General features: G+C 31.3%; 26 protein-coding genes and 1 riboswitch. Of the genes, 1 reads left to right on the top strand and 25 read right to left on the bottom strand.

Going from position 1 to position 24,455, the window contains the following annotated elements; all coding sequences use genetic code 11:
* Positions 1-64: 64 nt before the first annotated feature.
* Positions 65-171: riboswitch (SAM riboswitch) on the bottom strand.
* 93 nt (positions 172-264) lie between these two features.
* From KGF41_RS10035 to KGF41_RS10000, 8 genes are all read right to left on the bottom strand, one after another.
* A complete protein-coding gene (locus KGF41_RS10035) occupies positions 265-633 on the bottom strand; it encodes a YhbY family RNA-binding protein (protein ID WP_227434088.1) in 369 nt (122 codons plus the stop codon).
* Positions 634-662: 29 nt separating this feature from the next.
* Complete coding sequence (gene obgE / locus KGF41_RS10030; protein ID WP_227827472.1) at positions 663-1,940, bottom strand: GTPase ObgE; 1,278 nt, start codon at positions 1,938-1,940, stop codon at positions 663-665.
* Positions 1,941-2,050: 110 nt separating this feature from the next.
* The gene (gene rpmA / locus KGF41_RS10025) at positions 2,051-2,341 is read right to left on the bottom strand and encodes a 50S ribosomal protein L27 (protein ID WP_003419086.1); all 291 of its coding nucleotides are present in this window, start codon (positions 2,339-2,341) and stop codon (positions 2,051-2,053) included.
* A 13-nt stretch (positions 2,342-2,354) separates the two neighbouring features.
* The gene (locus KGF41_RS10020; protein ID WP_227839894.1) at positions 2,355-2,672 is read right to left on the bottom strand and encodes a ribosomal-processing cysteine protease Prp; all 318 of its coding nucleotides are present in this window, start codon (positions 2,670-2,672) and stop codon (positions 2,355-2,357) included.
* A gap of 14 nt (positions 2,673-2,686) precedes the next feature.
* Entirely contained in the window at positions 2,687-2,998 is a 312-nt protein-coding gene (gene rplU / locus KGF41_RS10015; protein ID WP_227856616.1) for a 50S ribosomal protein L21, read from the bottom strand.
* 100 nt (positions 2,999-3,098) lie between these two features.
* Positions 3,099-4,520 carry an Rne/Rng family ribonuclease gene (locus KGF41_RS10010; protein ID WP_227850139.1) on the bottom strand — a complete coding sequence of 474 codons (1,422 nt, stop codon included), beginning with the start codon at positions 4,518-4,520 and terminating at the stop codon, positions 3,099-3,101.
* A 19-nt stretch (positions 4,521-4,539) separates the two neighbouring features.
* Positions 4,540-5,238, bottom strand: coding sequence for a TIGR03936 family radical SAM-associated protein (locus KGF41_RS10005; protein ID WP_227827078.1), 699 nt, complete (start codon positions 5,236-5,238; stop codon positions 4,540-4,542).
* Position 5,239: 1 nt separating this feature from the next.
* Positions 5,240-7,084: a TIGR03960 family B12-binding radical SAM protein gene (locus KGF41_RS10000; protein ID WP_227827077.1), complete on the bottom strand. Its 1,845-nt coding sequence runs from the start codon at positions 7,082-7,084 to the stop codon at positions 5,240-5,242.
* A 317-nt stretch (positions 7,085-7,401) separates the two neighbouring features.
* On the opposite strand from KGF41_RS10000, the gene KGF41_RS09995 reads away from it, so the two are divergent.
* On the top strand, positions 7,402-8,595 hold the full coding sequence (locus KGF41_RS09995; RefSeq protein ID WP_227839886.1) for an FprA family A-type flavoprotein: 1,194 nt from the start codon (positions 7,402-7,404) through the stop codon (positions 8,593-8,595).
* A 143-nt stretch (positions 8,596-8,738) separates the two neighbouring features.
* Here the strand turns inward: KGF41_RS09995 and KGF41_RS09990 are convergent, their stop codons facing one another.
* From KGF41_RS09990 to rsxC, 17 genes are all read right to left on the bottom strand, one after another.
* Complete coding sequence (locus tag KGF41_RS09990; RefSeq protein WP_227856615.1) at positions 8,739-9,152, bottom strand: methylglyoxal synthase; 414 nt, start codon at positions 9,150-9,152, stop codon at positions 8,739-8,741.
* Between the two features lie 40 nt (positions 9,153-9,192).
* The gene (gene rodA, locus KGF41_RS09985; RefSeq protein WP_227841988.1) at positions 9,193-10,323 is read right to left on the bottom strand and encodes a rod shape-determining protein RodA; all 1,131 of its coding nucleotides are present in this window, start codon (positions 10,321-10,323) and stop codon (positions 9,193-9,195) included.
* 84 nt (positions 10,324-10,407) lie between these two features.
* Positions 10,408-10,692 (bottom strand): cell division topological specificity factor MinE, encoded by a 285-nt coding sequence (gene minE / locus KGF41_RS09980; protein ID WP_054273171.1) that lies wholly within the window; start codon positions 10,690-10,692, stop codon positions 10,408-10,410.
* A 17-nt stretch (positions 10,693-10,709) separates the two neighbouring features.
* Positions 10,710-11,507 (bottom strand): septum site-determining protein MinD, encoded by a 798-nt coding sequence (gene minD, locus KGF41_RS09975; RefSeq protein WP_227434079.1) that lies wholly within the window; start codon positions 11,505-11,507, stop codon positions 10,710-10,712.
* A 23-nt stretch (positions 11,508-11,530) separates the two neighbouring features.
* Positions 11,531-12,214, bottom strand: coding sequence for a septum site-determining protein MinC (gene minC, locus KGF41_RS09970; protein ID WP_227827073.1), 684 nt, complete (start codon positions 12,212-12,214; stop codon positions 11,531-11,533).
* 98 nt (positions 12,215-12,312) lie between these two features.
* On the bottom strand, positions 12,313-15,291 hold the full coding sequence (locus tag KGF41_RS09965) for a penicillin-binding transpeptidase domain-containing protein (protein WP_227827072.1): 2,979 nt from the start codon (positions 15,289-15,291) through the stop codon (positions 12,313-12,315).
* Between the two features lie 11 nt (positions 15,292-15,302).
* Positions 15,303-15,791: a rod shape-determining protein MreD gene (mreD, locus tag KGF41_RS09960; RefSeq protein ID WP_227434076.1), complete on the bottom strand. Its 489-nt coding sequence runs from the start codon at positions 15,789-15,791 to the stop codon at positions 15,303-15,305.
* Between the two features lie 15 nt (positions 15,792-15,806).
* Complete coding sequence (gene mreC / locus KGF41_RS09955) at positions 15,807-16,700, bottom strand: rod shape-determining protein MreC (protein ID WP_227827071.1); 894 nt, start codon at positions 16,698-16,700, stop codon at positions 15,807-15,809.
* A 9-nt stretch (positions 16,701-16,709) separates the two neighbouring features.
* Entirely contained in the window at positions 16,710-17,771 is a 1,062-nt protein-coding gene (locus KGF41_RS09950) for a rod shape-determining protein (protein WP_285891643.1), read from the bottom strand.
* 70 nt (positions 17,772-17,841) lie between these two features.
* Positions 17,842-18,501: a RadC family protein gene (gene radC, locus KGF41_RS09945; protein WP_227827470.1), complete on the bottom strand. Its 660-nt coding sequence runs from the start codon at positions 18,499-18,501 to the stop codon at positions 17,842-17,844.
* 44 nt (positions 18,502-18,545) lie between these two features.
* Entirely contained in the window at positions 18,546-19,130 is a 585-nt protein-coding gene (locus KGF41_RS09940; protein WP_227827070.1) for a Maf family protein, read from the bottom strand.
* A gap of 219 nt (positions 19,131-19,349) precedes the next feature.
* Positions 19,350-20,321, bottom strand: coding sequence for an RnfABCDGE type electron transport complex subunit B (locus KGF41_RS09935; protein ID WP_227827469.1), 972 nt, complete (start codon positions 20,319-20,321; stop codon positions 19,350-19,352).
* Between the two features lie 15 nt (positions 20,322-20,336).
* Positions 20,337-20,912, bottom strand: a complete 576-nt coding sequence (gene rsxA, locus KGF41_RS09930) for an electron transport complex subunit RsxA (protein WP_054269663.1) — start codon at positions 20,910-20,912, stop codon at positions 20,337-20,339.
* A gap of 14 nt (positions 20,913-20,926) precedes the next feature.
* The gene (rsxE, locus tag KGF41_RS09925) at positions 20,927-21,520 is read right to left on the bottom strand and encodes an electron transport complex subunit RsxE (protein WP_227827069.1); all 594 of its coding nucleotides are present in this window, start codon (positions 21,518-21,520) and stop codon (positions 20,927-20,929) included.
* Positions 21,521-21,532: 12 nt separating this feature from the next.
* Positions 21,533-22,102 (bottom strand): RnfABCDGE type electron transport complex subunit G, encoded by a 570-nt coding sequence (locus KGF41_RS09920; protein WP_227434072.1) that lies wholly within the window; start codon positions 22,100-22,102, stop codon positions 21,533-21,535.
* Positions 22,102-23,079 (bottom strand): RnfABCDGE type electron transport complex subunit D, encoded by a 978-nt coding sequence (locus tag KGF41_RS09915; protein ID WP_227434071.1) that lies wholly within the window; start codon positions 23,077-23,079, stop codon positions 22,102-22,104. Before KGF41_RS09915 ends, KGF41_RS09920 begins: the two co-directional genes overlap by 1 nt.
* Before the next feature lie 22 nt (positions 23,080-23,101).
* Complete coding sequence (gene rsxC / locus KGF41_RS09910) at positions 23,102-24,439, bottom strand: electron transport complex subunit RsxC (RefSeq protein WP_227856614.1); 1,338 nt, start codon at positions 24,437-24,439, stop codon at positions 23,102-23,104.
* Between the last annotated feature and the right edge of the window lie 16 nt (positions 24,440-24,455).

Genomic DNA, 24,455 nt, shown 5'->3' with positions numbered 1-24,455 from the left:
TTATATATATAAATATGCCAATTAAAAAAGCTTGAGTATAAACTCAAGCCATATGACGGGTTTATACTCATCTTTCAGCGTAATTGCTGCAGGATTTAGCACCAATGTATATTAAAATATACTGGTTGCCGGGCTTCATAGGGCCAGTCCCTCTGCCTCTCTTGATAAGATTGCTAATTTAAATTTATTGTTAATAGTATAATACAATTTTTTCCAATTGTCACTATATTTTTTAACTTATTATTTCTAAAATAATCTAATTAATTATCTAACTGCTCTTTTAGTTGGTTTACCTTTTTTTGTAACATTGTTATTTTTAACCTTAGCTTTTGCCTGTTCATGCCCTGGGAAAAGTATCTTAGGCTCATCAATATTTCTCTTGTAAATAGTAAATTTAAAACCAATAGCTTGAACAAACTCTGCTCTTAAAGCTTCACATACTGCATTAGCAGTTTCTTTAGCATCAAGACCTGCATTTTCTAGTATAGTAACCTTTACTAGTTCTCTAACTCTTAGCATATCCTCTAATTGCTCTAAAAAGCTTTCTGTAACGCCTTCCTTACCAATTTGTGTAGTAGGCTTTAAAGTATTTGCTAAAGATCTTAAATATGCTCTTTGCTTTCCTTTTAACATATTATCACCTCTATAATTCTATATCAAAATTAATTGTAAAATTCAAATTCTAATTCGTAAATTCTAACTACATCCCCATCTTCAATTCCCATCGCTCTAAGCCTGTCAAATACACCTTGACCTTCCATAGCTTTTTGGAAATATTGAAGTGATTCCATATCATCAAAATTCACAGAATACATTATTCTTCTAAGTGCCTTACCTGTAACTACATATACACCATCTTCAACATCTATGTTTAATTCTTCCTCTGTTCCAATATCAAGTTCTGGTCTATACATTTCTTCTTCTGAAACTAATTCCACATCTTCTACTTCTTTTAACATTTTAGAAACATAGGCAATTACATCATCTATTCCTTGACGAGTTGCTGCAGACATCTTAAATACTGTATATCCTCTACCTTCTAATTCATCCTTAAATTTTTCAAATTGGCTTTCATCTTCCAATATATCAAATTTATTTGCAACTACAACCTGAGGTCTTGTTGAAAGCTTCTCATTATATAATTTAAGCTCATCATTTATTTTGTCAAAATCCTCAATCGGGTCTCTACCTTCTAGTCCAGATATATCTACAATATGTATCAATACCTTAGTTCTTTCAACATGTCTTAAGAATTCATGACCTAATCCTATACCTTCAGAAGCACCCTCTATAATTCCAGGTATATCTGCCAATACAAAACTATCTCCAAACTTAGTTTGAACAACACCTAAATTTGGTGTCAATGTTGTAAAATGATAGTTTGCAATTTTTGGCTTAGCTTTAGTTACAACTGATAAAAATGTTGACTTACCTACATTTGGAAATCCTAAAAGACCTACATCTGCTATCATTTTAAGTTCAAGAGTTATCCATCTTTCTTCTCCATCTGTACCAGACTTTGCAAAAGCCGGAGCTTGTCTTACTGCATTTGCAAAGTGTTGATTACCTTTACCACCTATACCACCTTTTGCAACTACTGCTGTATCTCCTTCTTTCTTTAAATCTGCTAATACAAGACCTGTCGCTTCATCTCTTATTACTGTACCTGCTGGTACTTTTAATATTAAGCTTTCTCCATTTTTACCAGCTCTTTTACCTTTGCTACCGTCGCCACCATGTTGAGCTTGATATTTTTTCTGGTATTTAAAGTCCATTAATGTTCTAAGACCTAAATCAACTTCAAATATGATGCTCGCTCCACGACCACCATCTCCACCATCTGGCCCACCAGCTGGAACATATTTTTCTTTTCTAAATGCTACCGAACCATTTCCACCATTTCCAGCTTTAATAAATATTCTCGCTTTATCTATAAACAAATTCTTCACCTACTTAATTAAAAACTTTTAATTAGCATTACCAAAAATACTATTATAAATTCATCAGTATTATAAGAAAAAGGAGTGCCTCAACACTCCTTTTATGTATATTACTCAGCTATTGCTACTGGATATATACTAACTTTTTTTCTCTTCTTGTCTTTTCTTTCGAATTTAACAGTACCATCAACTAATGCAAATAAAGTATCATCGCTACCTTTTCCAACATTAGTTCCTGGATGTATTTTAGTTCCTCTTTGTCTAACTATTATACTTCCAGCAGTTACTAATTGCCCATCGAATCTCTTAACACCTAATCTTTTAGATATAGAATCTCTACCATTTTTAGAAGAACCTACCCCTTTTTTAGATGCTAATAATTGTAAATTCATGTTTAACATATGGAGTCACCCCCTACTTTTTTAAAATTTTTATATTTTTTGGGTATTCCCGTTTAATTTCTTCAACCGCTAATTGAAAGTGATTTAGTAATAACTGTGCATCTTTTAGATATGTATCTTTAACTATACATTCGATATGCCCCTCTTCTCCTACTACTTTTTCAAATTCAATCTTTTGTAACTTGTCTAAAGAGTTTATAACTGCAATAGCATTAGACGTAACTGCAGCACAGACTATATCATAGCCTATTTCAGCAAAATCAGCATGTCCCTTTAAACAAAAACCTTGCAACAAGAAATCATCATTATAATAATATTTAACCTTTATCATAACTAGTCCAATAACTAAGCGTTGATTTTTTCTACAACTATCTTAGTGTATGATTGACGATGTCCTTGTTTTCTTCTGTAATCTTTTTTTGCTTTATACTTGAAAACTATAACTTTCTTAGCTTTACCTTGCTCAACAATTTTTGCTTGAACAGATGCTCCTTCTACTACTGGAGAACCTAATTTTAATTCTCCATCTTTAGAGCAAGCTAATACTTCGTTTAAAGTAACAACATCACCTGCGTTAGCTTCTAACTTTTCAACGAATAATACATCACCTTCAGAAACTTTATATTGCTTTCCACCAGTCTTTACTATAGCGTACATTAAATACACCTCCTCGGCCTCAAACTCGCCAGTACAAGGTACTTCATTAGAAGATTTAGACCTTTACTGTGCGGCATTACAATTATTAATTATAAAATATTTACATTTTATTGTCAACTACTTTATCAAAAATAACATTTGTTTTGTTGTGTTTTAATGCACTGTTTGCGTTTAAAGAAATTTTTATATTATATTTTTCACCAATTTTATCAATTATATCCATATAATCTTCTTTTATTTGTTTAAAAACAAAATCATTGAATTCTATTATTATGTTTTTGTAAACTGTATGCTCACTTATTCTCATAATTTCTTTTTCGACACTATCTACTATATGATGTATAGATTTTATAGTTTTCATTCCATCACAGCATGGGCAAGCCATTAAATAATACTTATCAACAGACTCTTTTTCTCTTCGTCTTGCAACTTCCACTAAGCCAAGTTTTGTCATTCCTAACACTTCAGCTTTTCTCTTATCTTTACTAAACTCTTCCTCTAATATGTGTAATACCTCATTTTGATATTTCTTTTTATACATATCAATAAAATCAATTATTATTATTCCAGCTATATCTCTAATTCTAAGTTGTCTTACAATTTCCTTTGCAGCTTCAATATTTGTTTTATAAACAGTATCATCAAGTTTACCAGTTCCAACAAACTTACCTGTATTTACATCTATAACGGTAAGAGCTTCTGTCTTTTCTATTATTAAATAACCACCACTCTTTAACCATACTTTTTCATTTAATAATTTTTCTATTTGAGATTCTATTCTATATAAATCAAATACATCTTTATTTTCTTCAAGGCATAATTTATCAATATAATCATTATTTATAAGCTTCAAAGTAGGTTTTAATTCACAATATTTATCATAATTATTGGTAATTATAGACTCAATCTCATCATTTACATTGTCTTTTACATATTTAGTTGCAAAATCTAAGGACTTATATAATAACTTTGGTCCTATACCAAGTTTATATTCTTTTAAAATATTATCATACTTCAACTTCAACTCTTCTATATCTTTTTTTATTTCATCATGAGTACATCCTTGAGCTTCAGTTCTTATTATTAACCCCAAATTTTCTTTATTCACTGCTTTGGTAATTTTTTTTAATCTAAATCTTTCTCTTTCATCAGTAATTTTATTTGATATCGTCGTTCTGTCGTTGGAAGGTATATAAACAATATACCTTCCAGATATACTAATTTCAGTATTTAATTTTGCACCCTTAGTACCAATTTCTTCTTTATTTACTTGAACCAAAATATCTTGACCAGATTTTATGGTACTTTCTTTTTTTAACTGTAAATAAGCAAGTTTCTTAAATCCAATATCTACAAAACATGCTTCTATTCCTGGTATAACTTTTTTTACAATTCCACGATATATATTGGATACAGTTTTTTTATTTAAATTATCTTCAACAAAAAGTTCTACTAACTTTCCATCTTCAAGCACTGCTGTTTTCTGAGACCCTATTAAGGACTCAATAACTATCTTCTTCACAACTTCACCTCTCACGAACTTACATAGGAGTCACTAATTCCCCATCTTCTAATACATATAAATCTCTTCTCAATATATCAACTTCTAATGGGTCAATATCCAGTTCAAACATCTCTAACATTTTAGGAATAAGTATATTAGTATTTAAATTAGTTTTTGAGCCTGTAGCTATAGTAGCTGTAAGAGTAATATGGTCATCTTCTAAATTTAAAACATCAAAAGTTCTTATCATAGGTCTTATATCAACTTCAACCATTTTTCCTTTTTTATTCTTTTTTGTTATGATTATTTCTTTATTATTCATAAAGTCAATTACTTTTCTTTTTACAAATTCTTTAGTCAAAGGTCTTTTTAAATCTATATTAAATAGATACTCTCCATAATCTATCACAGAAGAAAGAGAAGGTGTCTGTCTATCAATTTCCTTTGCTTTAATAAATTCTATCCCCTCTGGAAGTTGAACTGACACTTTACCTAAAAACTCATCTACCGATAAATCATCTTCTATCTCAATATCTACATACTCGCCTTGGCTTTCTGTTCCTAATGCTAAAGCATTACCATAACTCATCTTAGGATGAGGGTTAAACCCTTGAGAATGTGATAAATTTATTTCAGCTCTCCTAAATGCTCTTTGTAATAATCTTTGAAGGTCAAGGTGTGATATATATATCATATCACCTTCTTTTTTAAATTTGACTCTCATTATTTTACTCATATTAACAAAGCCCCCTTCCTATATCATGTATATTTATTCCACAACCATTACAATTATGTCTGCAATCAGAAGTGATTTTTTCTTTTTTAGCATTTTCATCTTCTCTAATCAAGAATTTTTTACTTACACCTACATCTATATGGTCCCAAGGGAATACCTCTTCATACCCTCTATTTCTATGTGCATAGAAATCTATAGAAAGATTATTTTTTTCCATAGCTTCCTTCCATATATCTAAACTGAAGTGTTCTGCCCAGCCATCAAATTTTGCACCTAATTTAAATGCGTCATATATAACTTTTCCTATCTTTCTATCTCCTCTAGCTACTACAGCTTCCATTAAGCTAGTCTTTGAATCATGGTAGTTATATTTTATATTGTTATTTCTCAATTTATTGACTAAATGTCTTTGCTTATCAACTACTTCTTCTGTCGTATCTTGACCATGCCACTGGAAAGGTGTAAATGGTTTTGGTACAAATGTAGATGTACTTACTGTAACACCAAAGCTTCTCTTTAGCTTTCCTCCATTTACATTTCTGTAAATATCAATAACTTTATAAGCTAATTTGGCTATTCCATCCAAATCGTCATAAGTCTCAGTTGGCAATCCAATCATAAAATATAGTTTAACACTATTCCATCCCATTTCAAAAGCTCTTTCTGTTGCATTTTCTAAGTCTTCTTCTGTAACACCTTTATTTATAACGTCTCTAAGTCTCTGAGTTCCTGCCTCTGGAGCAAAAGTAAGTCCAGACTTTCTTACTTGTTGTATTTTATCAGCAATCTCCATTGAGAAATTGTCTAATCTAAGTGATGGAAGTGAAATTCCTATATTATTAGATGCATATTCGTCTACTAAATAATCAGTAAGCTCAGACAACTTACTATAATCACTTGTACTAAGTGATGATAATGATATCTCATCATATCCAGTATTTTTAACTAATTTGTCAAGTATCTCTTTAAGTCTTTCAACACTCTTTTCTCTTATTGGTCTGTATATCATACCAGCTTGACAAAATCTACATCCTCTTGTACAACCTCTAAACAATTCTAACACTATTCTATCATGAACAGTATCTATATAAGGTACTATTAATTTTTCTGGATAATCTACAGTTTCAACATCTTTTATTATCCTCTTAGTAGGACTCTTAATAATCCCTTCTCTATTAGGAGTTACACTTTGAACTGTGCCATCTTCATTGTATTTAACATCATAAAAACTTGGTATGTATACTCCTTCTATACTTGATATTCTGTATAAAAAATCATCTCTAGTTGTTTTATTTTTCTTCCACTCTTTATACTCATTTACTACTTCTAAGTTAACTTCTTCACCTTCACCTAATATTACTACATCTACAAAATCTGCTAAAGGTTCAGAGTTATAAGCACAAGGACCACCAACCATTATAAATGGGTCTTCCAATTTTCTTTCTTCTTTTAATATTGGTATATTGGCTAAATCTAATATATTTAAGATATTAGTGTATGAAAGTTCATATTGAAGTGTAAAAGTAACAAAATCAAAGTTTGTTATAGGCTCTCTTGACTCTAATGCAAATAATGGTATATTTTTTTCTCTCATTATATTTTCCATGTCAACAGCAGGAGAATACACTCTCTCACAAGATACATCTTCACTTTTATTTATTACATCGTATAATATATGGCTCCCTAGATGACTCATACCAACTTCATACAGGTCTGGAAAGCAATGTGCATATCTTATCAATTCACTATTACTAGTATCTTTATGAATTGAATTTATTTCATTCCCAAGATATCTAGCAGGCTTTTCTACTTTTTTTAAGATTTTTTTCAAGTCTACTTTATTCATTTATTAAAATTCCTCCAAACAAGTTCTTTATTTTTATTCTTATTTATAAGTAATATTATACACGATAAAATATTTTCTATCAAAAATATAACTAAAATATTGAATTTAAAAGCTATATTATTCACAAAATAGGATATCTAAAAATATTTAATAATATTTTCTATTAAATTTTTATTAAAATACAGATTTTTTACTAAATATGATATATTATAAACATAAAACTATGTTTTTAGTGACTTATAATGACATCTTTTGTTTCACTAACCTCAAAATGGGGTATGTTATTTATATAATGATAATTTTTAGGAGGGTTAAAAATGAGTAAAGTTTTTGAAGTAAAAAAAGATATCTACTTTACTGGTGTAGTAGATGAAGGTTTAAAAGTATTTGATATAATAATGGAAACTGAGTTTGGGACAACTTATAATTCTTACTTAATAAAGGACGAAAAAACGGTTTTATTTGACACAGTAAAAGCAAATTTTAAGGATGAATTTTTAAGTAATTTATCAGAAGTTACTGATATAGCTAAAATTGACTATGTTGTAGTCCATCACACAGAGCCAGACCATGCTGGTAGTTTAAAATACTTATTAGATTTAAATCCTAATATAGAAGTTTATTGTACTAAAGCTGCTAAATTATACTTAGATGGTCAAATAAATAGACCTTTTAATTGTCATGTAATAAAAGATGGTGAAGTTTTAAATATTGGTAAGAGAAATCTTAAATTTATAACTGCTCCATTCTTACATTGGGTTGATACAATGTTTACTTACATTGAAGAGGACAAGACTCTTTTAACTTGTGATGCATTTGGTTGTCACTTTGCAAGTGTTGATGCAGAAGTGGTAAACAGTGAAGATTATCTAAAATCAGCTAAACATTACTATGATTGCATAGTTAAGCCATTTGCTAAGCACGTTTTAAGTGCTGTAGATAAGGTTGTAGGAATGAACATAGAATTTGATACTATATTGACTTCTCATGGTCCAATGCTTACTAAAGACCCAATGGCGGCTGTAAAGAGATATGTTGAGTGGTCTACAGAAGCTATTAATACAACTAATCAAAATCAAGTTTCTATATTCTACTTATCAGCTTATAGCAATACTTTAGAAATGGCTAAAAAGATAAAAGAAGGACTTGATAAAGAAGGTGCAAAAGCTGAATTATATGATTTAGAAAATATGACATTGACAGAGATGCATGATACATTAGTAGTATCAAAAGTAATACTGTTAGGTTCTCCAACTATAAACAAAACAATGGTTAAACCTATGTGGGATTTATTCTCTGTTATAGACCCAATGGCTAATCAAGGTAAGATAGCAGGAGTATTTGGTTCATTTGGTTGGAGTGGTGAAGGTATAACTATGGCTGAAACTTTACTTAAAGCTATGACATTCAAAATGCCTGTAGAATCTCTTAAGAAAAAATTCTTCCCTAGTGAAGAAACATTAAACGAATGTATGGAATTTGGTGCAAAATTTGCAAAATTAGTTAAATAGTTATTTTTATTTAAATGACATATATCTATAGTCCATCATTCAAATTATATAAAAAACTTATATTAGAGTTTTTATCTTATAGAACAAATTAAAATGAGGTAGCTATTTTAGCTACCTCTAATTTTATATACTATTTATTTTTATTAGACACGCTGACTTTTGTTCTTCCTAACTTCTCTCCATAATAGTTCTCCCCTATCAAGAGCTTTTATAAATATTTCCGCAGAAGCTAGATTTGTAGCTATTGGAACGTAGTACACATCACAAAGTCTTATCAAAGCTTGTATATCTGTTTCATGAGGTTGAGATGTAAGTGGGTCTCTCAAAAAAATAACTAAATCTATCTCTTGTGTCACTATTAAAGAACCTATTTGCTGGTCTCCGCCTAAAGGTCCAGATGCCAATCTAGTAATCTTTAATTCTGTTTCATCCATTATTCTTTTTCCTGTAGTTCCAGTTGCATATAATCCATATTTTTTTAAAATCGCTTCATAACCTATACAAAATCCTACCATAGTATTTTTCATTTGGTCATGTGCTACTAATGCTATATTCATTCTACTCAATCTCCTCAATTTATGTTTAGAAGTCTTACACTTAGAAATTTATTTTCTTTCTTCTCATACAAACATTTAGTACTAATCCTAAATTGGCTAAAGATGTTAATAGTGAACTTCCTCCATAACTTACAAAAGGTAATGTTACTCCTGTTACTGGAATTAATGCAACAGTCATAGCAATATTTTGGATTATCTGGTAAGCAAACATACCCATAACACCAACTACAATGAGGGTTCCATAAAAATCCTTAGCATCTCTTGCAATTGCTAAAATCCGTAATAGAAATATTGCAAATAAGATTATAAGCACTGCCATTCCTATTACACCAAGTTCTTCACCCACAACAGCAAATATAAAGTCACTGTCTTGTACTGGTAAGAAATCTTCTTGGTTCTGACTTCCATTATATAGACCTTTTCCAGTCATACCACCAGAGCCTATTGCTATCAAAGATTGCATAACCTGATAGTTTCCCTTTAATGTTATATCTTCTGGATTTAGGAAGGCTTCTATTCTTACTTTTTGATGGTCTGCCATCATTAAATACATCAATGGCATTGATACCAATAGTATTATTATTCCTCTTTTTATTAGCTTAGAACTAAGACCTGTTGTAAACAGCATTGCAAATACCATACAACAAAATACAATTCCTGTTCCTAAGTCTGGTTGAGCAAGTAGTAATCCAATAAATGGAAGAGAATAAACTACAACAGGTATAACTTCTTTTAATGTATTTAATTTATCCTTTTTTGTCTCAAGTATCTTTGCATAACTAAGTACAAATGTTAATTTGACTATTTCAGATGTTTGCAAATCAAGTGGACCTAAATTTAACCAAGACCTTGCTCCAGCTCTTTCTACACCAATTCCAGGTAATAAAACAAGAGCTAATAAAACAAGGCTTATTATATAAAGAGCTTTATAGTACCTTCCTAGAAGATTATAGTCAAAAAATAGTATGACTACAATCATTCCTATTCCAAGCACAAAAGCTAGTCCTTGCTTAAGTAATTGCTCATATGAACCTGTAGAATTAGCATGTGTTGCACTACTAAGTATAACAAGTCCAAAAATAAAGATAGCTAATACTGTAACTATAAGTTTCCAGTCTAACTGTTTTATCAACTTAATTGTCGACTTATAATTAATATTGATTTTTTTCAAAGAATCACCGTCTTTCTATCTTTAAACACCTAATTAAATAAAAGGGGCATATACCAATAAGGATATCCCCCTTTTAAGCACTAATTACATACATCTATCTTTAATATTCTTTAATGGTATATTAGCAACTAATGCAGATACAGGTTTGTCATCATGTTCACCTCTGCATTTAGACATTTTTATTTCAAGGCCATCTTCTTCTATTTCTGCATAGTTGGCTATTACTTTTAAAATATCTGTTTTTATCATCTCTAAAAGTTGTGGTGAACAATCTACTCTATCATGAACTAAAACTAGTTTTAACCTCTCTTTAGCAACAGATTTACTAGTTTTAGCTTCGTTAGAAAAAACTCTAAATAAATCTAACACAGATGTATCCTCCTTTGCTACTTAGCCATGCTAAACATTTTTTTTAGTCTACCAAAGAATCCATCTTCAACTTCAAGTTCAAGTAGAGGAACTTCTTCATTTAGTATCCTTTTTGCGATATTTTTGTATGCTTGACCAGCAAGAGATTTTGAATCAAGTATTGCTGGTTCCCCTTTATTTGTTGATATAATTATACTCTCATCATCAGGAACAAGACCTAATAAATCTATTGCTAGTATTTCTATTATATCTTGTTTGTCCATCATGTCTCCACGCTTAACCATATCATTTCTAATTCTATTTATAACTAATCTTATTTCTTTTATTTCATTTGCTTCTAATAGACCTATTATTCTATCTGCATCTCTTACTGCTGATATCTCTGGATTTGTAACCACGATAGCTCTATCTGCACCTGCTATTGCATTTTTAAATCCTTGTTCAATACCTGCTGGGCAGTCTATTATTACATACTCGAAAGATTCTTTTAATTTTTCACATAGGTCAACCATTTGCTCAACTGATACAGCATTTTTATCTCTAGTTTGTGCTGCTGGTAATAAATATAGATTATCAAATCTTTTGTCTTTTATTAGAGCTTGCTTAAGCCTACAAGTTCCTTCAACAACATCTACTATGTCGTAAACTATTCGATTTTCAAGACCCATTACTACATCTAAATTTCTAAGTCCAATATCTGCATCTACAACTACAGTTTTTTTATTTTCTAGGCTTAGCGCAGTTCCTAAGTTTGCTGCGGTAGTAGTTTTTCCAACTCCACCTTTACCGGATGTTATAACTATAACTTCGCTCATAATACTACCCCCTATTTTTCTTTCTATTTGTCCAACTTTGACAAATAGCTTTCGATTACAATTCTTCCATTACTCACAAAGGCTATTTCTGGGCTAATTTCTGATTCAATTTCATAATTTTCTTCATCATCTGGAGCTTCTGCAATATTATCTGCTATTTGCAATATTTTTGGATTAAGATTTCCAGCAACAACATAGGCAAACTCATTACCCTCTGAACCTGCATGCACAAAACCTTCTATTTTACCCATTACAAAAACATTTCCTCCTGCTACAACCTTAGCGCCAGCATTTATATCTCCCATAACAACTGTATTTGATTTTGAAATGACCTTTGAACCAGGTCTCATATCATTTAATATGACTACATCACCTTCAAATTCAATATTTTCACCAGATCTTAGGGTATTGACATATTTTGTTTGAAAATTATTATCTTCTTCAATTTTTTGATCTTCAACAAATTCTACATCAAATCTAGAAGTAATTCCTTCTTTTAATTCTAGAATCTCCATGTCAGTCAAATAATCACTGTTAATTTTACTAATTTTAGCACCATTAAAAAAACCAACATATGCTTCCAATTTGTTTATTATATTTTCTTGTATTTCTTCAAATGGAGCTTCTCTTTTTATATTTACTATTATCCCTCTTTTATTACCCTTGAACTCTACTAGTTCTTGACTACAAATTTCTCTTAAAGACATAACAACCTCCAGAGTGATATATCATTTATATTCTTCAAATGCGCTTTAAACCCTTTTATTTTTTCTACATAAAGCTAAAGTTTATAAATGGATTTAGCTTATCTATTGATTTGTGACTCGAAATTTATATTTTCGTCAGAAGAATTATTAACATCATCCGTCTTGTTGTCTTTTTTGCCATTAGTTGGCTCTAATCCCATATATGTTCCAATAACTTCTCTAGTTGGTAAAAGTGAGAATACACTTGAATCCCCTTGAGGAATTACACATACAACAGCTATTTCTGGGTCATCTGCTGGTGCAAATGCAACAGTCCATGTAAAAGAACCATAATCTGCTTTAAACTTATCTATTTGGTCATCTGTTATTTTTGGATTTAATTCTTTTATAGCTTTTCTTAAATATGAAGAATTCACTTTATCAGTATCCTCTAATTTAACTTTTACTCCATCTTCTAATTCTTCTTCTAATTTCTTTCTTTCTTCGTCTTTTAAATCTTTATTTTCTAATTTTTTCTTTATTTCTTTTTCTTTAGCTAATGAAAGTTCTTTTTCTTTTTCTGCCTTCATCTTATCAGCCATTTTAATTGCATCATTTAGATTAACATTATAAGATGACATATGACTCTTTAAATATTCATATTCATTATCTGTAGGTATTTTACCACTTTTCTCAGCTGTACCAGTCTTTGCTGCTACATCTATTGGGAAATCAGCAAAAGCACTTTTTGCTGTACCTTGTCTAGCAACCAATTTCATACCTTTTGTTAGTTCCTTTAGATTATCAGGATTTTTGAAAGCTATTTTTTCCACTTTCTTTTGGTCATTGATTTTTACTGATGAATAATCACTTGAAACAGCTCTATCAACTACAGATAATTCTACTAAATTACCTCCATTTGCTATAGCAGCTACGTATCTTGATATTTGAGCTGGTGTATAGGCATTTTCACCTTGCCCTATAGCTAAGTTGAATGTATCAGCAGTACTCCATTTTGCAAAGTTAAAGTAACTAAATACTGCCATATCTGCTACATCTTCCACTCTATTTTCTTTAACGTCCAATTTTTTCAATCTATTCATTGTTTCTACTCTACCAGGAGTTTTCTTTTCAGCTGCCCAACTTACAATTTCATCGATTCTTTTTTCGTATTCTTTAGGATTTTTATCTCTAGTTATATCAACAAAGTCATTGGCCATTTCTCTATCTAAAGCTGATTTTAACAATGCTTGTGTTGATTTTAATTTATCCTCTGTACTAGGCACCTTACCTGCTCTTTCTTCTACTTCGTCTTCAAGCCCAGTATTTTCATCTAATCCAAATAATTTTGCATACTCAAGTATCTTATTTGCATTCATATCTATGCCAATACTTTTTCCATCTGGCCATGTCTTACCTGTACCAATAGTTGCCATGTATATGTTACAAGACTCTTGTATAGCTTTATATAAATTTGTCATACCATGATTTCCTCTACCATGGTTCCACACATAGTCCCCAAATGATTTTTTCCCTAGCATAATAACTCCAGGGTCATTTATAGTGAAATTTGGATTTAGGCCATTTTCTAAAGCTGCCATTGAGGTTACCATCTTAAATGAAGAACCTGGCTGGAATTCCCCTTGTGTAACCAAGTTTAATAGTGGACTTCCTGCTAGTAAGTCATTTGGATTCTTTGGTTGTAGTGCTTTATAGTCTTCTGTAGAAATACCTTTTGCAAATTTATTTGGGTCATAGTCAGGATAACTTGATGAAGCTAAAACTTCTCCATTTTTAACATCAATAGCTATAAGAGCTGCTGATTGTGCCTTTCCTGCATATGCACTAATTGGCTTATCCCCAAACTTACTTTTAAAAGTACCTCCTTTTGAAGCAACTTCTATTATCTGTTTCAATGCATTATCTGAAACCTCTTGTAAATCTTTATCTAATGTAAGGTATACAGTATCTCCTGATTTAGGTTTTTTAGATTCAATCTCTTTGCTGATTCTACCCAATGCATCAACTTTAACCATTTTATAACCATCAGTTCCTCTTAGCTTGCTTTCATTACTTTTTTCTACTCCTGCAAGACCTACCATATCTCCTGTTTTATATCCTTTTTGTAGATATGATTCTATTTGAGTTGATGGCATTTTTCCTACATACCCTAACATATGTGAAGCTAAAGTTCCATTAGGATAATATCTCACTGGTTCAACTGCTACTGAAACACCAACAAGGTCCATAGCACTTTCTTCAATCTGTGCAATGGTAGTTTCTCCTACATCTTTTGCAATTGTTACTGGATTATATTGAGAATATCCTTTTGATTTTATTAAGTCTCTTACAACCATTATTTTTCTTGCATCTTCATTACTTAAACTTTTATCAATCTTAAATGCATCACTATTTCTTACTTTTTCAAACGCTTTTTCAGCACTTAAATTAGTCTCTTTTATTTTATAACTGGCCAACCAATCTCTCTTATCTCTCTCTGCTGTAAACATCCATTTACTAACTAAAATAGGAGGATAGTATCCATTTTCATTTAGTTTTGCTTGTAATTTTGTTGCATCTAGCCTTTTATCTTCTTGAGACAAGATTCCTGCTGATATAAGTTTATCTACCAAGTAATAAAAACTCTCTTTAGCATTATAATCACTTGGTATTCCATTTTCTGATTTATATTCTCTAATCTCTCTGTCATATGTATAATAGTACTTTCCATTTTCTACATATATAGGAAATTCATCTACATATTCTTCACCATTTTTCTCAAGTAAATTTATAAGCTTCAATGATATTTCATTTGCTCTTGAACGCTTATTAGCATCTTTTTTATTAATATCGTTACCTGAAACCTGAACCGTAAATAAATTTTTATTTCCTGCTAGCAATCTTCCATATCTGTCTTTTATTTCTCCTCTTGGAGCTTCTATTGCCAATTTTTTATATGTTTTATTTTCAGCTAACTCATTGTAGTATTCATATTTAAATGTAGTCATGTAGACTATTTTTACTAAAATAGCTAAAAATATCAAACTTATGACTATTTTCATTATTTTCAATCTATCAACTTGTTTATTTTCTTCCATGAAATCACCAACTAATCTTCTTTAAGTTTTAAAACTGCTCTTTTAGACAAGCGATATATTATTAAACCAATTAAACTATTCACTATTGGTGCTACTAGTAGACCCTTTACTAAAAGTGTTGATATGCTATAGCTTTGATAGATTATACTAGATGTACCTATATTGACAATTGAATCAATTAAACTTCCTATTAAAACCAAAACGAAAGTAATAATATAGCTACCTTTATATAGCTGATCCCTCATGTGCCCAATCGCATATGCAATAACAAACAAAACTAATGCATTTACACCAAGAATTCCACCAATGGTTATGTCCTTAATAAGCCCTATTATGGCTGCTATAATTCCACCCTCTAATTCATCCAAATAAAGAGAAATTATAGTCACATATATAAGAACTAAATTAAAGCTTATACCAAAAATATTTATATAATTTGTTATACTATTCTCTATAGTCATAACCACAATACCCAATAGACAAAGTAAAACTTTTTTCATTGTTTTTTATCCCCTTTATCCTATATTTCTTGGTTCTATGACTACAACGTCATCTATATTCTTAAAATCAACATAAGGTTTTACAACTACATATTTTAGTGATTTATCTTTATCATCAATTACCTTTTCAACCTCACCAATTGGTATGCCTTCTGGGAAAAATCCAAGACCAGATGTTGTTACTATATCTCCTTGAATTACATTATATGATGAATCAAACATATAACCTTGTAAGTAGCCTTTACTATTATAACTATCCTTATTGTCTAAAGTAGTATTTTGAGTAATCGCGCCTTTAGCACTAGCATTTTTTGCTAATTTAAAACTTACAGATGATTTAGAATCTAATAGTGAAATTGCCTTACTATAATCGTTAGAAACTTCATAAACTATACCAACTAGACCACTGCCATTCATAACTATACTTTCTTTTTTTACACCTGAATTTTTTCCCGCACCTATTATAAAACTCTCATACCAATTTCCATCATTTTTACCTACAACACTTGTAGAGATACTTGTTGCTTTATATTTTTCCTCTACAAAGTTAAGTGTCTTCTTTAATTCTTCTAATGATTCTGTCTTATCTAATTTGGTATTCAAGGCTATAACATCTTTTTTAAGTTTTTCATTTTCTGATTCTAATTTTTTTACCTTCTCAGAGTTATCTCTATAATTTAAGATATCTTTAAAACCATTTTTTATAAATGAAAATCCATCATTTACTCCTTTTCCTACACTTGTAATAGCATCTGATGCTATTCCTAAATTTACTGGGCTTCCATTTGAAAACTTACCAATTGATATACCCACAATTCCAATTAAAGTGATAGCAACTACGCCCGTTGCTATCACTTTAACATTAATCCTTTTTTTCTCATTTTTATTCTTGTCAAATCTCAAGGCCATCACCAACTTCTAATTTTTAGCATTCATCATTAATACTTTTTCAAAAATTTCTTGGTCTTCAACAGATTTTCCTGTTCCAAGTGCAACACAATCAAGAGGAGCTTCTGCTATTTGAACAGACATTCCTGTCTCTTGTGTAATAAGTTTATCAAGGCCTCTAAGCATAGCTCCCCCTCCTGTTAGCATTATTCCGTTTTCCATTATGTCTGATGCTAATTCTGGTGGAGTTTTTTCTAATGTAGATTTTATAGCATCTACTATTGAACTCACAGGCTCTTTTAATGCTTCTCTAACTTCTGTAGAACATATTTCTATTGTTTTAGGTAATCCTGATATTAAATCTCTACCTCTTATTTGCATATTTATTTCTTCATCATCTTTAAATGTAGATCCTATGCTAATCTTAACATTTTCAGCAGTTCTTTCACCTATCATAAGATTATATTCTTTTTTTACATAGGCAACTATAGACTCATCAAATTCGTCTCCACCAATTCTTATAGATTTAGCAGTAACAATTCCTCCTAGAGATATTACAGCTATTTCTGAAGTACCTCCACCGATATCAACTACCATATTACCTTCTGGTTCTTCAACCTTTAATCCAGCTCCTATAGCCGCTGCCATTGGTTCTTCTATAAGGAACGCATCTTTAGCACCAGCTTGTCTTGCAGCTTCTTCTATAGCTCTCTTTTCAACTTCTGTAACTCCAAAAGGAACACATATAGCTATTCTTGGACTTACAACACCTTTTTTGTCAGCTGCTTTTTGTATAAAGTAACTAATCATTGATTGAGTTATATCAAAGTCAGCTATTACTCCATCTTTCATTGGTCTTATAGCCACTATATTTCCTGGTGTTCTACCTATCATTTTTTTAGCTTCTTCACCTACTGCTAAAACTTCTTTACTGTCATCTCTTATTGCAACAACTGAGGGTTCTCTAACAACAATACCTTGTCCTTTTATGTAAACTAATGTATTTGCAGTCCCTAAATCTATTCCCATATCCTTTGTCATCTTGTTAAAACTAAAAAAACCTCTTTTTTCTTTCTTTTTTTCCTTAGCCATGATTTTACTCCTTCCTACTAATTAAGAATCATGTTTAAAACATTCTCCTACTATTTTATCACATATAAAGTCAAATTATCATATTTTCTTTAAAGCTAAAGTATAATCCATCTCCAATTATTATATGGTCAATTATTTCAATCCCAATTATTTCTCCACATTTAATAAGTCTGGATGTAATATTTTTATCTTCCTTTGATGGTTCTACACTTCCTGAGGGGTGATTATGCATCACTATTATTTTACTTGCACTTCTCTTTATAGCTTCTTTAAAAACTTCTCTAGGATGGACTAATGATGAGTTTAAAGTCCCTACAGATACATCTACATCAGATATTATCTCATTTTTTGTATTTAAAAGAACTGCCTTAAAAACCTCTTTTTTCAAATACCTCAGACTATTCATATAATATTTATGTATATCCCAAGGATTTTTTATTTTATACTTCATAGGTTTAAAACTAGCTACTCTAAAGCCTAGTTCTAAAGCTGCTTTAATTTGGGCTGATTTTGACAATCCAATTCCATCTATATTACACAGCTCCTCTATTGTCATTTCTTCTAAATGTCTAATACCCTGAATATCTCTATTTATTATATAGTTAGCTAACTCGATGGCGTTTTTATGTTTGTTACCAGTTCTTAAAAGTATAGCCAACAATTCAGCATTTGATAAGCTTTTTACTCCTTCAGCAAGCATCTTTTCTCTGGGTCTTTCCTCTAGTGCCATTTCTTTTACCTTAATGGTTGAATTAAATGACTTTTTCAGATAAATCACACTCCATAAAAAAGATTTATATTAAAATGTTCCTTTAGCAAGTCACCTAACCTTGAAATTGGAAGTCCAACTATATTAAAATAATCTCCTCTAATTTCTTCAACTAGCAAGGCTCCATATCCTTGTATTCCATAAGCTCCTGCTTTGTCAAATGACTCTTTAGTTTTCAGATAATCCTCAATATCTTTTTCTGATAACGTTTTAAATTTTACATCGCTGATTACATAGTCAATTATTTTTTTATCTCTGCACAAGTTTATTAAGCTAATACCTGTTATGACTTGATGCTCTCTTCCAGATAGTCTCCTTAGCATGTCTCTTGCACAAGACTCATCTTTAGGCTTTCCTAAAATAGCATTATCTAAAACAACAACAGTATCAGCTCCAATAACAACATCTTCCTTATGTTTAGATGCTACAGACATACTTTTTTCAAAAGCTAATCTCATAACTAAATGTTTTGGTGCTTCACCTTCCAATATAATCTCATCAATTTCACTTTTAATTATATCAAATCTTACATTTGTATTCTCTAGAATTTCTTTCCTTCTTGGAGAGGCTGATGCCAAGATTATATTCATTTATTCACCTCATTTGTACGTAATTTGTACCTATTTAGTCTATCACTATATTGTAAAAAATTCAACAGAAATGTCGAACCTTTTTTGTTACACTATTGTTATATTTATTACCAATAAAATAAATATACATAAAATAGAGGTATGGAAATTATTCCATACCTCTGTTTTATGTACTCATTAGAGATATGGAAATTATTCCATATCTTTATTTTGTCCATATTACAAAATTTTAATAGCTTTCTTTGGACATTTTTCCATACATAAATGGCATCCTACACATTTGTCTGCATCTACCTTATGTTTTTCTTTTAATTCACCTTCTATTGCATCAAACTTACATTGTTTTTTGCACACTGTACATCCTACACAAAGTTCTTGGTCAATAGTAACTTTCTTTCTCTTAGCTATATCACCTGAAATTACTTTTGTAGGGCATTTTTCTACACATTGCATACAACCTACACACTTGCTAGGGTCTATTTTAGCTATTTTGTTTTCAAATATTATTGCATCAAATTGACAAGCTTTTACACACATTCCGCAACCAATACATCCAGCAGTACATTTTTCTTTAACAGCTTTACCAAATTCTTTGCTATTACATTCTACAACTATTGATTGGCTTTCTGGTTTTGTAATTATTATACCCTTAGGGCATGCTTCTTTACATTTTCCACAGTTAACACATTTTTCTTCATCTATTACTGCTACTCCATCAACTATAGAAATAGCATCAAATTTACAAACAGTCTTACATGTTCCAAGACCTAAACATCCAAACTTACACATTTTAGCTCCTGAATTTAAAACATTTGCTGCTCTACAATCAGATATTCCTTCATACACGTATTTATCTTTTGCGCTTGAACAAGTTCCTTTACAAATAACTTTTGCTACTTGTTTTTCACCTGCTTCAGCACTTACTCCCATTATTTCTCCAACTTTTACACCAACATCTGCTCCACCTACAGGACAACCATTAACTGGTGCTTTTCCTTCAACTATTGCACTTGCAAGACCTCCACATCCTGGAAATCCACAACCACCACAGTTAGCACCTGGAAGTACTCCTAGTATAGCTTCCACTCTTTCGTCTACTTCTACAGCAAACTTTTTAGAAGCAAAATCTAATACTATCCCGAAGATTAAGCCCATAATTCCTAAAACTACTACAGCCGTAAGTATCACTATTTTCACCCCTCTTTTTTATAGCTTTATAAGTCCTGTAAATCCTAAGAAAGCTATTGACATTAAACTTGCTGATATAAGTGTTATAGGGAAACCTTTAAACGCTTCTGGTATATCAGCTAATTCTAGTCTTTCTCTTATACCTGCGAATATTACTATTGCTAAAGTAAATCCTGCTCCTGCTCCAAATCCGTTTATTATTGTTTCTACTAAGTTATAACTTTTTTGAACATTAACTAGAGCTATACCAAGAACTGCACAGTTTGTAGTTATAAGAGGTAAGTAAACTCCTAATGCTTGATATAAAGATGGACTCATCTTTTGAATTACCATTTCAACGAACTGAACTATAGAAGCTATAACTAAAATAAAAGCTATTGTTTGTAAAAATTCAGTTCCAGTCTTTACTAATAAAATTTGTATAAAATAAGTTATAATTGAAGCTAGAGTTAGAACGAATGTAACTGCAACTCCCATCCCTACTGCTGTATCAACTTTCTTAGAAACTCCTAAGAAAGGACATATACCCAAGAACTGAGATGTTATAACGTTATTAACAAGAACGATACTTAAAAATAAAAGTATTAAATTCATTTATTACACCTCCACTACGCTTTTTTACTTCTTAATTTATTAAATCCTGCAAATAAGAATCCTAATGTTAAGAATGCACCTGGTGGTAATATAAATATTAATACTGGTTGGAAAGATGCTCCAAATAAAGTCATTCCAAATAAACTACCATTTCCAAGTAATTCTCTAACTGCACCTATTATTGTAAGTGCAACAGTAAATCCAAGACCTTGACCTACACCATCAACAATTGAAGCTAGTGGACCAGTTTTAAAAGCAAAACTTTCTGCACGAGCTAGTATTAAACAGTTAACAACTATTAATGGTATATATATACCAAGAGCCTTATCAAGAGCAGGAACATATGCTTTTAAAACCATTCCTACTATTGTAACAAATGTAGCTATAATTACTACAAATATAGGTATTCTTATCTTATCTGGTGTAATTTTTCTTATTAAAGATATAACTAGATTTGCACATATTAAAACTGCTGCTGTTGAAAGACCCATACCAATTCCATTTATTGCTGAAGTTGTAACGGCTAGTGTTGGACACATACCTATAACTTGCACAAATGTTGGGTTCTCATCTATTAGCCCATTTTTAAATACTTTAGCTAAATTCATAATTAACCCTCCTTATTTATTAAGAGCACTATTGAAAACATCTATTGCAGCATTTACTCCTGTAGTAACTGCTGTAGATGTAATAGTTGCACCTGATATTGCTAATATTTGATTCTCTGCTGTTGTGCTTCCTTTTGCTACTTCAAGAGGTTCAGCAGTTTTTCCTTTGTATTGACCTTTAAATGCATCATCCTTAGCTTTTGCTCCAAGTCCTGCTGTTTCTGACATATTACCAATATCAACGCCTGTAACTTGGCCATCAGCTGATATACCTACCATAACTTCAATTTCTCCACCATATCCACTTGGTTTAGCTTTTAAAGTATATCCTACTACCTCAGAACCATCTAACCCTTCATATACCTCAGCTATAAGGCCATCTCCAAGGTCTTTATAAGTACTTTCCTTCATTTCCTTAAACTCTTTTGCTTCTGGAAGTACTGCTTTTCTAAGTTCATTGTTTGCTTGTATGTTTCTTTGTTCTATTACTGGAGCTGTAACTTGATTTGTAGCTCCAAGTGCTAATGAGGCTATTGCACTTATAGCAAGTAAAGTTCCACCTAGTCTTACCATACTATTCATTATTTAGCCACCTCCCCAAACACTCTGTTTCTAACAAACTTATCTATAAGTGGTGCAAGACAGTTTACTAGTAGTATTGAGTAAGATACACCTTCTGGATATCCACCATACATTCTTATAACAGTTGTTATAAGACCTGCTAATACAGCATATATGATTTGACCTTTTTTAGTCATAGGCGAAGTTGTATAATCCGTAAGCATGAAGAATCCACCTAACATAAGTCCTCCAGCAAACAGTTGATATATTGCAAAATTTATATTAAATCCACCTAAAAGGAATGTTAATATAAATACAGTTGCTATGTAAAATACTGGGATAACATAATTTATTATGCCTTTATACATTAGGTATACTCCACCTAATAATAATAATATTGCTGATGTTTCACCTATACATCCACCAATATTACCAATCATCATATCAGCAAGGCTGATTCCATTACTAGAAAGGTCAGCTAATCCTGCTGCTCCATTTTTCAAAAAACTTAATGGTGTTGCTGTAGTAACTGCATCTAAATTTTTACCTATCCAATTAACACCTGGTTGAGTCCAAGCAGTCATTGCTACTGGAAATGATGCTAATAAAAATGCTCTTGCAGCAAGTGCTGGATTGACAAAGTTACATCCAATTCCACCAAATACCATTTTAACTACTAATATTGCAAATATTCCTCCTACTAGACACATCCACCAAGGAAGTGATGCTGGTACGTTAAATGCTAATAATAATCCTGTTACAACAGCTGAAAAATCTCCTATAGTACTTTTATGCTTCATAAGTTTTTGATATAAAAATTCAGTACCTACTGTACCAAGTATACAAAAAAACATAGCACTCAATGCATTAAGTCTAAAGAAGTATACTCCTGCTACTGCTGCTGGAAGGAGTGCTATAATAACTTGTTTCATTATATATGAAGTATCTTCATTACTTCTCACATGAGGAGAAGATGATACTATCAACTTATTTTCCATCGTTTTTCCCCCTTAACTTTCTTTATTTCTGAGCAGCTTGCTTTCTTCTCTTTGCTCCTATTTCTCTTTTTGCTGATCTTATAGATTGAAGTAATGGTCTTCTTGCTGGACAAATAAATGAACAAGACCCACATTCTATACAATCCATAGCTCTATGATATTCAGCTGTGTCATAATCTTCCTTCAAAGAATATGCACTTATGAAAAGTGGTTGTAAGAATGATGGACATACATCTGTACATCTTCCACATCTTAAACAATTTTGAACATCTGGTGTACGTGATTCTTCTTCATCTAAACATAAAATTCCTGAAGAACCTTTATTAGTTGCTATTTCAATAGTATATTGAGTCACACCCATCATAGGTCCACCCATTATAACTTTACCAACTTTTTTACCTTCTTTAAAACCACCACATTGGTCTATTATTTCTGAAACTAATGTACCAACTTTTGTTATTAGGTTTTTAGGTTCTTTGATACAACTACCTGTTATTGTAGTAATTCTTTCTACCAAAGGCATCCCTGTTTTAATAGATTTAGCTATTTGAGCTGCTGTGGCAACGTTGTCAACAACTGCACCTGCTGCTATTGGCAATCCGCCTGATGGAACTTCCTTACCTGTACACGCATAAATAAGTTGTTTTTCTGCTCCTTGTGGATATTTCACTTGAAGGCCAACAACTTCGATTTCACTATAATCTTTAGCTACATTTTGAATTGCTTCTATAGCATCTGGTTTATTTGTTTCAATTCCTATAAATCCTTTTTTAACATCTAATACTTTCATTAATGCTCTTAAACCAAATACAACATCTTCTGGGTTTTCCACCATTAATCTGTGGTCTGCAGTTAAATATGGCTCACATTCTGCCCCATTTAATATAACTACTTCTGCTTTACTATCTGGTGGAGGAGATACTTTTACATGGTTAGGGAATGTAGCTCCACCCATACCTACTATTCCTGCCTCTTTTATGATACCTACTATGTCTTCTTTGCTCAAATCCTCTAACTGACCTTTTGGTTGAACACTTTCATGTAATTCTTCCTTGAAGTCATTTTCTATAACTACACATTGAGCTGAACCACCTGGTACTTCATGTTGTTCAATAGCAATAACTTTACCTGATACTGAAGAATGAACGTTACATGAAACGAAACCTTGCTGTTCACCTATTTTTTGCCCAAACTTTACTTCATCACCAACTTCAACAATAGGTTTAGCTGGTGCCCCTATATGTTGTTGAAGAGGAATGTAAACTATCTTTGGAGCTTGAGCTTTTTCAAGTGCCTTTGTGTTAGAGTACTCTTTTCTATATGGAGGATGTATCCCTCCCTTAAAAGTTAAGAGTTTCATTGTTTTACCCCCTTAT

Origin of the sequence: Clostridioides sp. ZZV14-6150, from assembly GCF_020657875.1 — a bacterium.
Taxonomy (GTDB): Bacteria; Bacillota; Clostridia; order Peptostreptococcales; family Peptostreptococcaceae; genus Clostridioides.
The sequence above is the reverse complement of the archived record's forward strand: the minus strand, read 5'-3'. Positions and strand labels throughout refer to the sequence as shown.